Source organism: Salipiger sp. (assembly GCF_059781815.1).
Map to the genome: position 1 here is coordinate 1 of NZ_JBYNAH010000159.1, position 12,478 is coordinate 12,478.

Sequence of the window (12,478 nt, forward strand, 5' to 3'; positions counted from 1 at the left end):
CAGAATTTGCACTTCGGATGTGAATCCACCTGCGCACTCTCAGAAATCCTGTAATAGGGATTATGTAATATCTCTTGCAAGCTCAGCTGTCGGGCCGGGGTCGGTGGTATCCGGCCTGGCGCCTGCCGCTGCGCTAGAAGCTGACACAGATCTTGCCGAAATGCGCCCCGCTCTCCTGGTAGCGGAAGGCCGCCGCCAGCTCCGCCAGCGGGAAGCTGCGGTCGATGACCGGGCGCAACTTCAGCGCCTCCAGCGCCTTCACGAAATCCTTCTGCTGTTCGCGCGAGCCCACAATCAGCCCCTGCAACGTTTGCTGACGCGCCATCAGAAGCGCCGTGGGGATGTCGCCCGAGCGGCCGGTCAGAACGCCGATGAGGGCGATATGCGCGCCCGGACGCCCCGCAACGATCGACTGCGCCAGCGTCGCCGGTCCGCCGACCTCGACCACGATGTCGACGCCGCGCCCACCGGTCAGGCGACGCATCTCCTCGCCCCATTCGGGCGTGGTGCGGTAGTTGATCACGTGATCGGCGCCAAGCGCCCGAAGGCGGTCGAGCTTGGCGTCCGACGACGAGGTCGCAATCACCGTCGCGCCCATCGCCTTGGCCAGCTGCAGCGCGTAGATCGACACGCCGCCGGTGCCCAGCACCGCCACCACGTCCCCCGCCTTGAGGCCCGCATCCACCACCAGCGCCCGCCACGCGGTGAGGCCGGCGGTGGTGATCGTTGCGGCCTCTTCATGCGTCCAGCCTTTTGGGGCATGGGTGAACCAGCTTGTCGGCAGGGTGACACGCTCGCGGGCATAGCCGTCGCGGCCATCGCCGGGGGTGGTGGAGAAATCGCAGGGGCGCGCGTCGCCGGTCTGCCAGTCGGGGAAGAACCCCGAGACCACGTGATCGCCCTCTGCGAACTCGGTGACGCCTTCGCCCACCGCCTCCACCACTCCGGCGCCGTCGGCCATCGGAATGCGCCCGTCGGGCAGCGCCCCCTCGACCGCGCAGACCCGGTAATCGTGGTAATTGAGCGAGCTGGCATGCAGACGCACGGTGATTTCGTCGGGGCCGGGGCGCGCCGGATCGTCGACATCGCTCATCACCAGATTGTCGAGCCCGCCGGGAGCCCTGATCGCCACCTGTTTCATGTCATCGCCTTTCCTGCAGTGCCGGTTTGGCCCGCCGAGGCGCGGGCGCCCACGCTTACCTAGCATGGACGACGGGCGCGGCCATCCCGCCGTGCCCGTCCCGATGTCGGTCCGAGGGGTCAGGCGCGGTAGTCGCTGCCCTTGCCCTCGATGGAGCGCAGATGCGCCTCCCACTCGAGCTGAAGGTCGCCGTCTTCCTCGTTCATCTGGGCGTATTGCGCGTGGACGTGGCTGGCGACCTCGTCATCGACGAGGCGCAGCTTCTTCCCCGACGACGTCGCGGCGACCTGAATCTCGCAGGCGCGTTCGAGGTAGAACATGTTGTTGAACATCTCCGCCGCGCTGCCCCCCGTCGCGATGAGCCCGTGATTGCGCAGCACCAGCACCGGGTGGTCGCCGAAATCGGCCACGATGCGCTCACGCTCCTCGAGATCGAGCGCGATGCCCTCGAAGTCGTGATAGGCGATGCGGTTGTGGAACTGCAGCGAGATCTGGTTGAGCGGCAGCAGCCCCTCCTCCATGCACGACACGGCAACGCCCGCGCGGGTGTGGGTGTGCATGATCCACGCCGCGTCGTGGCGATGCATGTGCACGGCGGAGTGGATGGTGAACCCCGCCGGGTTGACCCGGTGCGGGCTGCCGTCGACCTTGTTGCCGTCGACGTCGATCTTGACCAGCGAGGAGGCGGTGATCTCTTCCCAGCGCCAGCCGTAAGGGTTGATCAGGAAATGGCCGTCCTCGCCCGGGACCCGGGCGGTGATGTGGGTGTAGATGAGGTCGGTGAACCGGTGCAGCGCCGCGAGGCGGTAGCAGGCGGCCAGCTCTTCGCGGGTCTGTTTCTCTTCGGGGGACATCATGGCTTCCTTCCTCAATTGCGTTGGCCGACCGCGCCGCCGGCGCCCTCGGCTGGGCGTCCGGCATGGCGGAGGGCGAAATCCTCGAGCGCCCGGGCCACCTGCGGCTCCGGTGAGCAGGCCCGGCGGGTGGCCAGGTCGGTGTGCAGCATCAGCGTCTCGATGGTGGCGGCGAGGCTGCCATCCGCCTTCAGCACGCGGTGGAACAGCTTCATCTTCTTTCCCGCCCCCTCGAGCACCTGCGTCGTCACCGTCAGAACCGCGCCGCGATGGACCTCGTCGAGATAGCGGATGCGGGTGTCGACGGTGAAGAAGCTCTTGCCGCTCGCGACATAGGCCTCATCGGCGCCGACAAGCGTCATCATGCCATCCGTGGCCCAGGTGCCAAGCTCGAGATAGGCGGCCTCGTTCATGTGGCCGTTATAGTCGGTCCAGGTGACCGGCACAGCGCGGCGCGAGGTGATCGGCAGGCCGTCGATCTCGCCACCCGTGGCAAGCTGCGCCTCACGCGCGACGATGACGCCCCCTGCCCCGCTCTCGGTACGGCGCAGCCCGCGCAGGATGGCGACGAGGTTGTCATCGCGAAGCTGCTCGAGCTCGGCGATACTGAGGTGGCCCGATTGCGCATCGGACTGGTCGCTGATCGCTTTGACCAGCGCGGCGTCGAGCTCGGGAACGTCGGTCAGCTTCGACCACGGCCAGTGCAGCGAGGGGCCGAACTGCTCCATGTAGCTGGCCATGCCGGCTTCGCCGCCGGCGAGGCGGTAGGTCTCGAAGAGGCCCATCTGCGCCAGCCGCAGGCCGAAGCCCATGCGCATGGCGTCGTCGATCTGTTCGGTGGTGGCGATGCCGTCGCGGATCATCCACAGCGCCTCGCGCCAGAGCGACTCCTGGAAACGGTTGCCGATGAACGCGTCGATCTCGGTCTGCATCTCGAGCGGGTGCATGCCGAGGGACTGCACCACCGCGATCGCCCGCGCGCGCAGCTCCGGCGCGCCGGTGATCTCGGCCAGCGGCAGCAGGTAGACCGGGTTGAACGGGTGTACCACGACCACCGGCGCGCCGGCGCTGGCGAGATCGGAGGCCTTGAAGCCCGAGGTCGACGAGGCGATGAAACAGCCCTCGGGGAGATGCGTCTGTATCTGGGCATAGACCTTGTGCTTCAGCTCCAGCCGCTCGGAGACGCTTTCCTGGACCCAGTCGGCGCCCTGGACGGCCTCTTCGAGCGTCTCGCAGAAGCGTAGCTCCCCTTCGGGCGGCAGCGGTCGATCGTAGAGCGCGGGCAGCGAGGCGCGGGCGCGCTCGAGCACCGCGCCGACCTTGCGCGCGGCCTCGGGATCCGGGTCGAACAGGGCCACATCCCAGCCGTTGAGCAGGAAGCGCGCCGCCCAGCCACCGCCGATGACGCCGCCGCCGATGAGGGCTGCCCGGCTCATGCGGGCACCGGCATGTCGCGCTTCACGAGGCCGAGCTGGTCGCGAACCTCTTGGGGTGTCATCAGCGACGCGCCCATGTTCGACAGGATGGTTGCGGCCTTCTCGACCAGCTGCGCGTTGGTCGCCATGACGCCGCGCTCGAGATAGAGGTTGTCTTCCAGCCCGACGCGCACATTGCCGCCCGCCAGCGCCGCTGCGGCGACATAGGGCATCTCGTCCCGGCCGAGGCTGAAGGCCGACCATGTCCAGCTTTCGGGCACGTTGTTCACCATCGCCATGAAGGTGTTCATGTCACCCGGCGCGCCCCACGGGATCCCCATGCAGAGCTGCACCAGCGCCGGATCGTCGAGCACGCCTTCCTTGACCAGCTGCTTGGCGAACCAGAGGTGGCCGGTGTCGAAGGCCTCGATCTCGGGCTTCACGCCAAGCTGGGTCATCATCCGGCCCATGGCGCGCAGCATCTCGGTGGTGTTGGTCATCACGTAGGTGCCGTCCCCGAAATTCATCGAGCCGCAGTCGAGGGTGCAGATCTCGGGCAGGCAATCGCGGATATGCGCCATGCGCTCGGTCGCGCCCGCCATGTCGGTGGCAGCGCCATCAAGCTCCATCGGTGTCTCGACCTCACCGAAGGTCAGGTCGCCGCCGGTGCCGGCGGTCAGGTTCAGCACCACGTCGACCTCGGACGACCGGATGCGGTCGGTCACCTCGCGAAACAGCGCCCGGTCCCGGCAGGGCGCGCCGGTTTCCGGGTCGCGGACATGGCAATGCACCACCGCCGCACCGGCCTTGGCGGCGTCGATCGCGGCCTCGGCGATCTCGGCCGGTGAGCGCGGCACCAGCCGGCTCTTGTCCTGCGTGGCGCCCGCGCCGGTGATGGCGGCGGTGATGAAGGGCTTGCGGTTCATCTGGAGGGTCATGGGATCTCCTTAACGGCCTTTCCAGACCGGATCACGTTTCTCGGCGAAGGCGCGGGCGCCTTCCTTCTGGTCCTCGGAGCGGTAGAGCCGCTCGACGGTCTCGAACTGGCTGCCGTTGATGCGGTTGAGCGCGTCCTGGAACTTCATGTCCTCGGCCTCGCGGGCGATCTCCTTGATCGCGGCAAAGACCAGCGGCGGCCCCGAAGCCAGCTCCTCGGCCATCTTGCGCGCCTCGGCCATCAGCTCGGCGGCGGGCAGGATGCGGTTGATCAGACCCCAGCGATGCGCTTCCTCGGCGTCGAACCAGCGCCCGGTGAAGAGCAGCTCCATGGCGATGTGATAGGGGATGCGCTTAGGCAGCCTGATCGTCGCCGCATCCGCCACGGTGCCCGAGTTGATCTCGGGCAGGGCAAAGGTGGCGTGATCGGCGGCGAGGATGATGTCGGCGCTGATCGCCAGCTCCAGCCCGCCGCCGCAGGCGATGCCGTTGACCGCGGCGATCACCGGCTTGTTGAGGCCGCGCAGCTCCTGCAGGCCGCCGAAGCCGCCAACGCCGTAATCGGCGTCCGCCGCCTCACCTTCGGCGGCGGCCTTGAGATCCCAGCCGGGGCAGAAGAACTTCTCGCCCTGCGCGGTGAGCAGCGCCACGCGCAGCTCGGGGTCGTCGCGGAAGGCGGTGAAGATCTTGCCAAGCTCGCGACTGGTCGCCATGTCGATCGCGTTGGCCTTGGGGCGGTTCAGGGTCACCTCGAGCACCGCGCCGCGGCGCTCGGTCAGCACGTTCTGGGTCATTCTTCCATCCTGATCAGGGCATCCGCCGCCACCGCGTCCGTGGCGCGGCAGATCAGCGGGTTGATTTCGATCTCGTGCAGTCGAGCGGCGTTGTCCTGCACCAGCGCCTGCAGCGCCATGGCGGTGTTGATCACCGCCTCGATATCGGCGCCGGGGCGTCCCCGGTAGCCGGTGAGGAGCGGCGCGGTGCGCAGGCTGTCGAGCGCCGCGCGGACATCGTCTCGCGTGGCCGGGATCAGCACCGAGGCGCTGTCGCGGATCAGCTCGGTCAGAATCCCGCCCAGCCCCAGCGTCAGCACGAAGCCATGCGCCGGGTCGCGGGTCACACCGAGGATCAGCTCGGCCACGGTGCCGGTGATCATCTCCTCGACGAGGAAGCTCTGGGCCAACATCTTCGCCGCCGCCTCCGTCACCTCCTGCGCGCTGGCGAGGTTGAGCACCACCGCCCCGGCCTCGGTCTTGTGGGCGATGCCCTCGCCTTTCAGTACGACCGGAAAGCCGATGGTCTCGGCGGTTTCCCCGACCTGCGCGGCGTTTGCGCGGGCGGAGCCGGGCACCCGGACCCCGAAGCCCTTGAGCAGCGCCTTGGCCTCGGCTTCCGAGAACACCCGCGCCGCGCCGTGGCCGTTGAGAGGCAGGGTCACCGGCTGAGGCCGCGCGTTGCCCTCGGTGGAGGCGAGGACGGCGGCGCGGATCGCGCGGAGCCCGTCGCCCATGCCGCAGAGTGGCACGATGCCCAGCTCGAGCGCCTTTTGCGCGACCGCCTCGGGCAGGCCTTCGGAGAGCAGCGAGATCATCGCCATCGGCGTGCCCGTCGCCTCGCGGGTCTTGGCCACGGCGCGCAGCACCTGATCGTAATCCGGCGCTTCGAAGCGGTCGTCGCGCGGGTAGTCGACCACCACGCAGCCAAGGCCCAGCCCTGCGCGCGCGTCGCAGAGCGCCGTGAAGGTGGCCTCGAGCGCGTCTTCGTCACCCCAGATATAGGTGTTGTAATCCAGCGGGTTGGCCAGCGCGACCTTGGGGCCGAGCGCGGCGCGCAGGCCGCTCTTCTGGGCCTCGGTCAGCGCCGGATAGCGGACGCCGGCGATCTCGCCCATATCGGCCATCAGCGAGGCCTCGCCGCCCGAGCACGAGGCCGAGGCGATGCGCGCCGAGCGCAGGCCGCCGGTGACGTGCAGGATCTTCAGCGTCTCGATGAGCTCGGTCGGGGTCTCGACCTGTGCTACGCCCAGCCGGCGCAGCAGCGCCCGCGCGCCGGCGTCAGAGCCGGTGAGCGAGGCGGTGTGCGAGACCGCCGCCGCCTGCGCCTGCTCCGAGGATCCGACGCGCAGCGCCACGATGGGCTTGCCCAGCTCTGCGGCCCGGGCGGCCAGCGCCTCAAAGGCGGGAAGGTCGCTGATGCCCTCGATATGCAGGCCGAGCGCGGTGATGCGCGGATCCTCGAGCAGTGCAATGCCGAGATCCGACATCGAGGTCTGCGCCTGATTGCCCGCCGCCACCACGGCGGCGAGCGGCAGCCCGCGGCGCTGCATGGTCAGGTTAATGAGCACATTCGACGACTGGCCGATCACCGCGACGCCGCTCTCGACCTTGGACATACCGTGCCGGTCCGGCCAGAGCGCCACGCCGTCCAGCGCGTTGACAATGCCGTAGCAGTTGGGCCCGAGCACCCGCATCTCGCCCGCGGCGGCGACCAGCTCGGCCTGAAGATCATCGCCGTCGGCAAGCTCGGAGACCGCCTCGGAGAAGCCGGCGGCAAAGCACACCGCCCCGCCGCAGCCCATCCTGGAGAGGTCGCCCGCCATCTTGACGGTCAGCTCGCGATTGACGCCGATAAAGGCGGCATCCGGCACGCCCGGCAGCGATGCGAGATCGGGATAGGCCGGCGCGCCGCCGACCTCCGACTTCTTCGGATGCACCGGCCAGATCGGGCCGGTGAAGCCGGTGGCGCGGCACTGGCGTACCACCGCCTCGCACCATGCGCCGCCACCGATCACGGTGATGGCCTTCGGCGAGAAGAAACGGCTCAGCGGCGACATGGCTCAGGCTCCCAGCGGCCGGAAGATCTCCCGGCTGATGATGTGGCGCTGGATCTCCGAGGTGCCGTCCCAGATCCGCTCGACCCGGGCGTCGCGCCAGAAGCGCTCGATCGGCAGCTCGTCCATCAGGCCCATGCCGCCGTGGATCTGCAGCGCCGCGTCGGTGATGCGCGCAAGCATTTCCGAGGCATAGACCTTGGCCGAGGCGATCTCGCGGTTCGCCGGCAGGCCCTGGTCGAGGCGCCATGCCGAGGCGAGGGTCAGCCAGTCGGCGGCATCGATCTCGGTGATCATGTCGGCGATCTGGAAGCTGACGCCCTGGAACTTGCCGATCGCCTGGCCGAACTGCTTGCGCTCGGCGGCATAGGCGACCGCGTGGTCATAGACCCGGCGCGCCCGGCCCACCGAGTTGGTGGCGACGGTGATGCGGGTGGCATAGAGCCACTCGTTCATCACGTCGAAGCCGCCATCGACCTCGCCCAGAACCTGCGCGTCGGAGAGGCGGCAATTGTCGAAGTAAAGGATCGAGTTCTGGTAGCCCCGGTGCGAGACCGAATTGTAGCCGCGGGCGATCTCGAAGCCGGGGGTGCCACGGTCCACGAGGAAGCAGGTGATGCGCTTCTTGGGGCCGCGCGGGGTCTCGTCGACGCCGGTGGCGACGAAGACGATGACGAAATCCGCATGCTCTGCGCCCGAGATGAAGTGCTTGGAGCCGTTCACCACCCAGTCGCCGCCGTCACGCACCGCCGAGCATTTCATGCCGCGCACGTCGGAGCCGGCATCGGGCTCGGTCATCGCCAGCGCGTCCATCTTCTCGCCGCGCACGGCGGGCATCAGGTATTTCTCGACCTGCTCGCCTTTGCAGGCCATCAGGATGTTCTGCGGGCGCCCGAAGAAGTGGGTCAGCGCCATCGAGCCGCGCCCGAGCTCGCGCTCGACCAGAGCGAAATCCACGTGGCTGAGGCCCGGGCCGCCGACACTCTCGGGGAAGTTCGAGGCGTAGAAACCGAGGTCGAGACATTTCTGCTTTATCTCCTGCGCGATCTCGGCCGGCACTTCGCCGGTGCGCTCGACCAGCGCCTCGTGTGGGTAGATCTCGTTCTCGACGAAGCTCCGCACGGTGGAGACGATCATCTCCTGTTCTTCGGTCAGTCCAAAATGCATGGGTCACCCTTTTCTTTGGGTCGGAAGTGTGGGGTTGCAGGGGGAAGCCGCGCCGCTGCGGCGCGGTGTCTGTGTCAGGAGGCGCGGGCCTGCCGCTCCTTGCGCATGAGCATCGCCGCGCGGATCGCCACCAGCACGGTGACGACGAGGATCAGCAGCACCGAGAGCGCGGCGATGGCCGGGTCGACATTGTCGCGCAGGCCCATCCACATGCGGCGCGGCAGGGTGATGGTCTCGACCGAGGTGACGAAGAGCGTCACGCCGATCTCGTCCCAGCTCAGCAGGAAGCAGAGGAAGAACGCGCCGAGCAGGCCGAAGCGGATGTTGGGCAGGATCACCCCGAAGACGCGGGTCGGCACGCTGGCGCCCATCGACTGGGCGGCCAGATCCATGCGCCGGTCGAGCTGGCTCAGCGAGACCATGATGACCACCACCGCGTAGGGCACGATCATCACCATGTGGGCCAGCACCACGCCGCCGAGCTTGTCGTAGGCGATGAGCGAGTTCCACCGCGCCAGCTGGTTGAGGAAGAAGTAGAGCGTCAGCGATGACACCACCGGCGGCGCCACCATCGGCAGCAGCACGAAGCCGGTCATCAGGCCGGCGCCGCGCGGGCGCAGCATCCAGATGCCGATGCAGAACGCCGCCGCGAGCACCACCGCCAGCAGGCTTGCCAGCACGCCGACCTGCACCGAGGTCAGCAGGCTGCTGCCCCAGTCGGGATCTTCGAAGAGCGCCGCGTAGTGGCGCCAGGACCAGTCGCCGTTGGGCAGAGACAGGTAGCGGCGCGATGTGAAGCTCACCGGCACCACCGCGATCAGCGGCATCAGCAGGAACAGCGCGACGAGCGAGGAAACAAGCGTGGCAACCACGCCGGGACGAAGCCGGTTCATTTCGCCATCTCCCCGTAGCGACGCATCAGGATGTAGAGAATGCCGCCCACCGCGAGCATCAGCACGACGCTCATCGCCGCAGCCATGCCCCATTGCGGGATCTGGAAGATCCAGAGGTAGATCATCTCGGCCACCAGCACCGACTGTCCGCCGCCCAGAAGCGCGGGCGTGACGTAGAAGCCGATGGAGAAGACGAAGACCAGCAGCGTGGCGCCCATGATGCCGCTGGCGGTCATCGGCAGGAAAACCTGCCAGAAGATCCGCAGCCGCGAGGCCCCCATGCCGTCGGCGGCCGTGAGCACGCGCTCGTCGACGTTGCGCATGGCGGTGGCGAGCGGGAAGACCGCGAAGGGAATGAGGTAGTGCGACATGCCGATGACCACGGCAAACTCGTTGCGGGTCATCTGGATGGCGCTGTCGATCAGGCCAAGATCCTGCAGCCAGGTGTTGAGCAGGCCGCGGTTCGAGAGCATCGACAGCCAGCCGAAGGCGCGGCTCAGCACCGAGATCCAGAACGGGATCATGATGCAGAGCTCGGTGATCGAGCGCACCAGCGGGCTGCCCCGCACCCACAGCAAGGTGATGACATAGGCGCAGCTCACCGAGACGGCGGTGACCATGACACAGAGCCGCAGCGTCCGCCAGATCACGCCGAGCGGCAGACCTTCGGACAGCACGCGGCCGTACTGGGCCAGCCCTGGGTCTGGGTCGGTGAAGCTCAGCTGCACGATCCCGAGGAACGGCAGCAGGTAGCTCGCTCCGAGAAACAGCAGCACGGGACAGATGAGGAAGAGGGAGGCGCGCATGGAGGCTCCTTGGCGCCGCCCCCGACCATGCGGGCGGAGGCGGCGGTTTCGGGGATCAGGCAGAGATGATCTGGAGATAGGCGTCGAGCGCGGCGCTGTAGTTCTCCTCGTACCACGCCATATCGAGCGCCACCTGCTTGGGCAGGTTCTCCGGGTCCATCGGGTTGAAGCGGCGCTCATCCTCGGGGATCAGCGCATCGGCTGCCGGGTTGGACGGGCCGTTGCCCAGCATCTGGAACAGCACCACCTGGCGCTCGGGCTCCTGGGTGGCCGCGATGTACTTCATCGCCGCGTCCTTGCCGCCGGGATTGCCCTTGAGCACGCCGATGCCGCCCGGGCCGACGATGCCGTCATCCCAGGTGAAGGTGATCTCGCCCTCGGTGTCCTTGTGCAGCAGACTGGCGCGGGTGTTCCAGATCAGCGCCATCGAGACATCGCCGTTGAGCAGCAGCGACTGGCTCTCGGCCCCGCCGCCCCAGAACGCGCCGACATGCTCCTTGAAGCCCTCGATCTTCGCATGCGCCCGGTCGAGATCGAGCGGGTAGAGATCCGCGGGCGCCACACCGTCGGCGAGCAGAGCCGCTTCCCACATGCCCGCGCCCCACTTGTACATCGAGCGCTTACCGGGGAATTTCTCGGTGTCGAAGAAATCGGCCAGCGAGGTCGGCGGGGTGTCGTACTTGGTGGCGTCGTAGGCGATGACGTAGCTGTAGAAGTAGCACGACGACGAGTATTCCCAGTGGAAGCCCTCGCGCTGCTTGGCCGGGTCGACGACATCATAGTCGATCGGCTCCATCATGCCCTGGCGGCCAAGCGCCTGCGACGAGAACGGCTCGGCATCGACGAGATCCCAGGTCGGACGGCCGCCCTGCACCTGCGCGGTGATGGCGCCTTCGGTCGGGCCGGAGCCGTCATAGAGCACCTTGATGCCGGTTTCCTCGGCGAAGGGCTTGCCAAAAGCCGCGTCCATCGCATCGAGCGCGTCGCCGCCCCAGTTGACGAAGACCAGCCGGCCCTCCTGCGCCTGTGCGCTGCCGGCCCCGAGGCCAAGCGCGGTGGTGCCCATCAGGGCGCCGAGCCCCTGCAGCATCTGGCGGCGCGAGATCTGTCCCTTCACCGTCCGTTCCTTGAGGATTTCCACGAGGTCATTCTGAAAGTGGTTGGTCATTGTCTCACCTGTTGCTTTGGTTATCGGGTAGACCTCTCCCGCTCCCGGGCGCGCAGGCGCCCCGGTCTTGCGGGATCGGCAGTTCGGGAAATGTCAGACGACGAAGCTGTCGCGGGTGTCCCATGCGACATGCAGCTCGGCGCCGGGATCGGGCGGCGGCAGGCCGGGGCCGTTGTCGAAGTAGAGCATCAGCTCCTCGCCGGCGCGGGTCTCGAGCAGCAGCCGCGATTTCGAACCGAGATAGACCCGGTCGCGCACCCGCGCAGGCAGCTGGTTGCCGTCGCCCGCGGTGGCGAGGCGCATGTGCTCGGGGCGGATCGCCACGTGCTCAAAGGCGGTGGCATTCGACGGCAGCTCGACCGCCGTGCCGGCGATGCCGCCCGCGTTGCCATCGAGCGACAGGATGTTGATGTCGCCGAGGAACTCGGCGGTGAAGCGGTTCGCGGGGCGCTCGTAGACCTCGTCCGGGGGGCCGATCTGCTGCAGCGCGCCGTGGTTGAAGATGGCGATGCGCGAGGAGAGCGCCAGCGCCTCCTCCTGATCGTGGGTGACGAAGACGAAGGTGGTGCCGAGCTCGCGGTGCAGGCGCCGGAGTTCCTCCTGCATCTGGCCGCGCAGGTTCTTGTCGAGCGCCGAGAACGGCTCGTCGAGCAGCAGCACCTTGGGCTCGTAGGCCAGCGCCCGGGCCAGCGCCACGCGCTGCTGCTGACCGCCCGAGAGCGCCTTGGGCTTCTTGTGCTCGTGGCCCGAGAGCCCGACCATCTCGACCATCTGCGCGACGCGGTCGGCGATCTGCGCCCGGGAGCGCTTTTGCACCTTCAGCGGGAAGGCGATGTTCTCGGCCACCGTGAGATGGGGGAACAGCGCATAGCCCTGAAACACCATGCCGAAACCGCGCTGGTTGGCCGACCAAGTGGTCATGTCCTGGCCCTCCAGCAGCAGCCTGCCGCTGGTCACCGGCTCGTAGCCGCCGAGCAGCGTGAGAAAGGTGGTCTTGCCCGAACCGGAGGGGCCCAGAAGCGAGAGGAACTCGCCTTCGGAGATCTGCAGGGAGATGTCACGCAGGGCGTGGAATTTCCCGAATTTCTTTCCGACCGAACGTGCTTCGATCTGCGTTGTGTTCGACACAATCGCCTCGCTTTTCATTCTTGTCCGTGTTGCCCAAGACTGAGAGCGTCGAAGATGAACCGCAAATGAAACTTTTTGAGAAGCGCGACAAATGGAATTTGTCACGCTTCGATCTTGGGGCGAAGGCGGCTGACTTCAAG

Annotated in this window: 11 protein-coding genes; all 11 read right to left on the reverse strand. The window is 67.6% G+C overall.

Annotated elements, in window-relative coordinates:
* Window positions 1-133 precede the first annotated feature (133 nt).
* The gene (locus AC6RA4_RS17130) at window positions 134-1,141 is read right to left on the reverse strand and encodes a zinc-dependent alcohol dehydrogenase family protein (protein WP_500162420.1); all 1,008 of its coding nucleotides are present in this window, start codon (window positions 1,139-1,141) and stop codon (window positions 134-136) included.
* Between the two features lie 119 nt (window positions 1,142-1,260).
* Entirely contained in the window at window positions 1,261-1,995 is a 735-nt protein-coding gene (locus tag AC6RA4_RS17135) for a class II aldolase/adducin family protein (RefSeq protein ID WP_500162439.1), read from the reverse strand.
* A gap of 14 nt (window positions 1,996-2,009) precedes the next feature.
* The gene (locus AC6RA4_RS17140) at window positions 2,010-3,431 is read right to left on the reverse strand and encodes a carnitine 3-dehydrogenase (protein WP_500162421.1); all 1,422 of its coding nucleotides are present in this window, start codon (window positions 3,429-3,431) and stop codon (window positions 2,010-2,012) included.
* The gene (gene bcoG, locus AC6RA4_RS17145) at window positions 3,428-4,348 is read right to left on the reverse strand and encodes a 3-dehydrocarnitine:acetyl-CoA trimethylamine transferase BcoG (protein WP_500162423.1); all 921 of its coding nucleotides are present in this window, start codon (window positions 4,346-4,348) and stop codon (window positions 3,428-3,430) included. The genes AC6RA4_RS17140 and bcoG overlap by 4 nt, the downstream gene beginning before the upstream one ends.
* Before the next feature lie 9 nt (window positions 4,349-4,357).
* Window positions 4,358-5,140, reverse strand: coding sequence for a carnitinyl-CoA dehydratase (locus AC6RA4_RS17150; RefSeq protein WP_500162425.1), 783 nt, complete (start codon window positions 5,138-5,140; stop codon window positions 4,358-4,360).
* Window positions 5,137-7,179 (reverse strand): acetate--CoA ligase family protein, encoded by a 2,043-nt coding sequence (locus tag AC6RA4_RS17155; protein ID WP_500162427.1) that lies wholly within the window; start codon window positions 7,177-7,179, stop codon window positions 5,137-5,139. The genes AC6RA4_RS17150 and AC6RA4_RS17155 overlap by 4 nt, the downstream gene beginning before the upstream one ends.
* A gap of 3 nt (window positions 7,180-7,182) precedes the next feature.
* Entirely contained in the window at window positions 7,183-8,343 is a 1,161-nt protein-coding gene (locus AC6RA4_RS17160; RefSeq protein WP_500162429.1) for an acyl-CoA dehydrogenase family protein, read from the reverse strand.
* A gap of 74 nt (window positions 8,344-8,417) precedes the next feature.
* Window positions 8,418-9,236 (reverse strand): ABC transporter permease, encoded by an 819-nt coding sequence (locus AC6RA4_RS17165; RefSeq protein WP_500162431.1) that lies wholly within the window; start codon window positions 9,234-9,236, stop codon window positions 8,418-8,420.
* Window positions 9,233-10,042 (reverse strand): ABC transporter permease, encoded by an 810-nt coding sequence (locus AC6RA4_RS17170; protein WP_500162433.1) that lies wholly within the window; start codon window positions 10,040-10,042, stop codon window positions 9,233-9,235. Before AC6RA4_RS17170 ends, AC6RA4_RS17165 begins: the two co-directional genes overlap by 4 nt.
* Before the next feature lie 55 nt (window positions 10,043-10,097).
* Window positions 10,098-11,210 (reverse strand): ABC transporter substrate-binding protein, encoded by a 1,113-nt coding sequence (locus AC6RA4_RS17175; protein ID WP_500162435.1) that lies wholly within the window; start codon window positions 11,208-11,210, stop codon window positions 10,098-10,100.
* A 93-nt stretch (window positions 11,211-11,303) separates the two neighbouring features.
* Window positions 11,304-12,356 (reverse strand): ABC transporter ATP-binding protein, encoded by a 1,053-nt coding sequence (locus AC6RA4_RS17180; protein ID WP_500162437.1) that lies wholly within the window; start codon window positions 12,354-12,356, stop codon window positions 11,304-11,306.
* Window positions 12,357-12,478: the final 122 nt, after the last annotated feature.

Excerpts from the sequence above, each read along its gene's own strand:
- AC6RA4_RS17130 (WP_500162420.1), bottom strand. The coding sequence starts at position 1,141 with ATGAAACAGGTGGCGATCAGGGCTCCCGGCGGGCTCGACAATCTGGTG.
- AC6RA4_RS17165 (WP_500162431.1), bottom strand. The coding sequence starts at position 9,236 with ATGAACCGGCTTCGTCCCGGCGTGGTTGCCACGCTTGTTTCCTCGCTC.
- bcoG (WP_500162423.1), bottom strand. The coding sequence starts at position 4,348 with ATGACCCTCCAGATGAACCGCAAGCCCTTCATCACCGCCGCCATCACC.
- AC6RA4_RS17160 (WP_500162429.1), bottom strand. The coding sequence starts at position 8,343 with ATGCATTTTGGACTGACCGAAGAACAGGAGATGATCGTCTCCACCGTG.
- AC6RA4_RS17180 (WP_500162437.1), bottom strand. The coding sequence starts at position 12,356 with ATGAAAAGCGAGGCGATTGTGTCGAACACAACGCAGATCGAAGCACGT.
- AC6RA4_RS17175 (WP_500162435.1), bottom strand. The coding sequence starts at position 11,210 with ATGACCAACCACTTTCAGAATGACCTCGTGGAAATCCTCAAGGAACGG.
- AC6RA4_RS17155 (WP_500162427.1), bottom strand. The coding sequence starts at position 7,179 with ATGTCGCCGCTGAGCCGTTTCTTCTCGCCGAAGGCCATCACCGTGATC.
- AC6RA4_RS17135 (WP_500162439.1), bottom strand. The coding sequence starts at position 1,995 with ATGTCCCCCGAAGAGAAACAGACCCGCGAAGAGCTGGCCGCCTGCTAC.
- AC6RA4_RS17170 (WP_500162433.1), bottom strand. The coding sequence starts at position 10,042 with ATGCGCGCCTCCCTCTTCCTCATCTGTCCCGTGCTGCTGTTTCTCGGA.
- AC6RA4_RS17140 (WP_500162421.1), bottom strand. The coding sequence starts at position 3,431 with ATGAGCCGGGCAGCCCTCATCGGCGGCGGCGTCATCGGCGGTGGCTGG.
- AC6RA4_RS17150 (WP_500162425.1), bottom strand. The coding sequence starts at position 5,140 with ATGACCCAGAACGTGCTGACCGAGCGCCGCGGCGCGGTGCTCGAGGTG.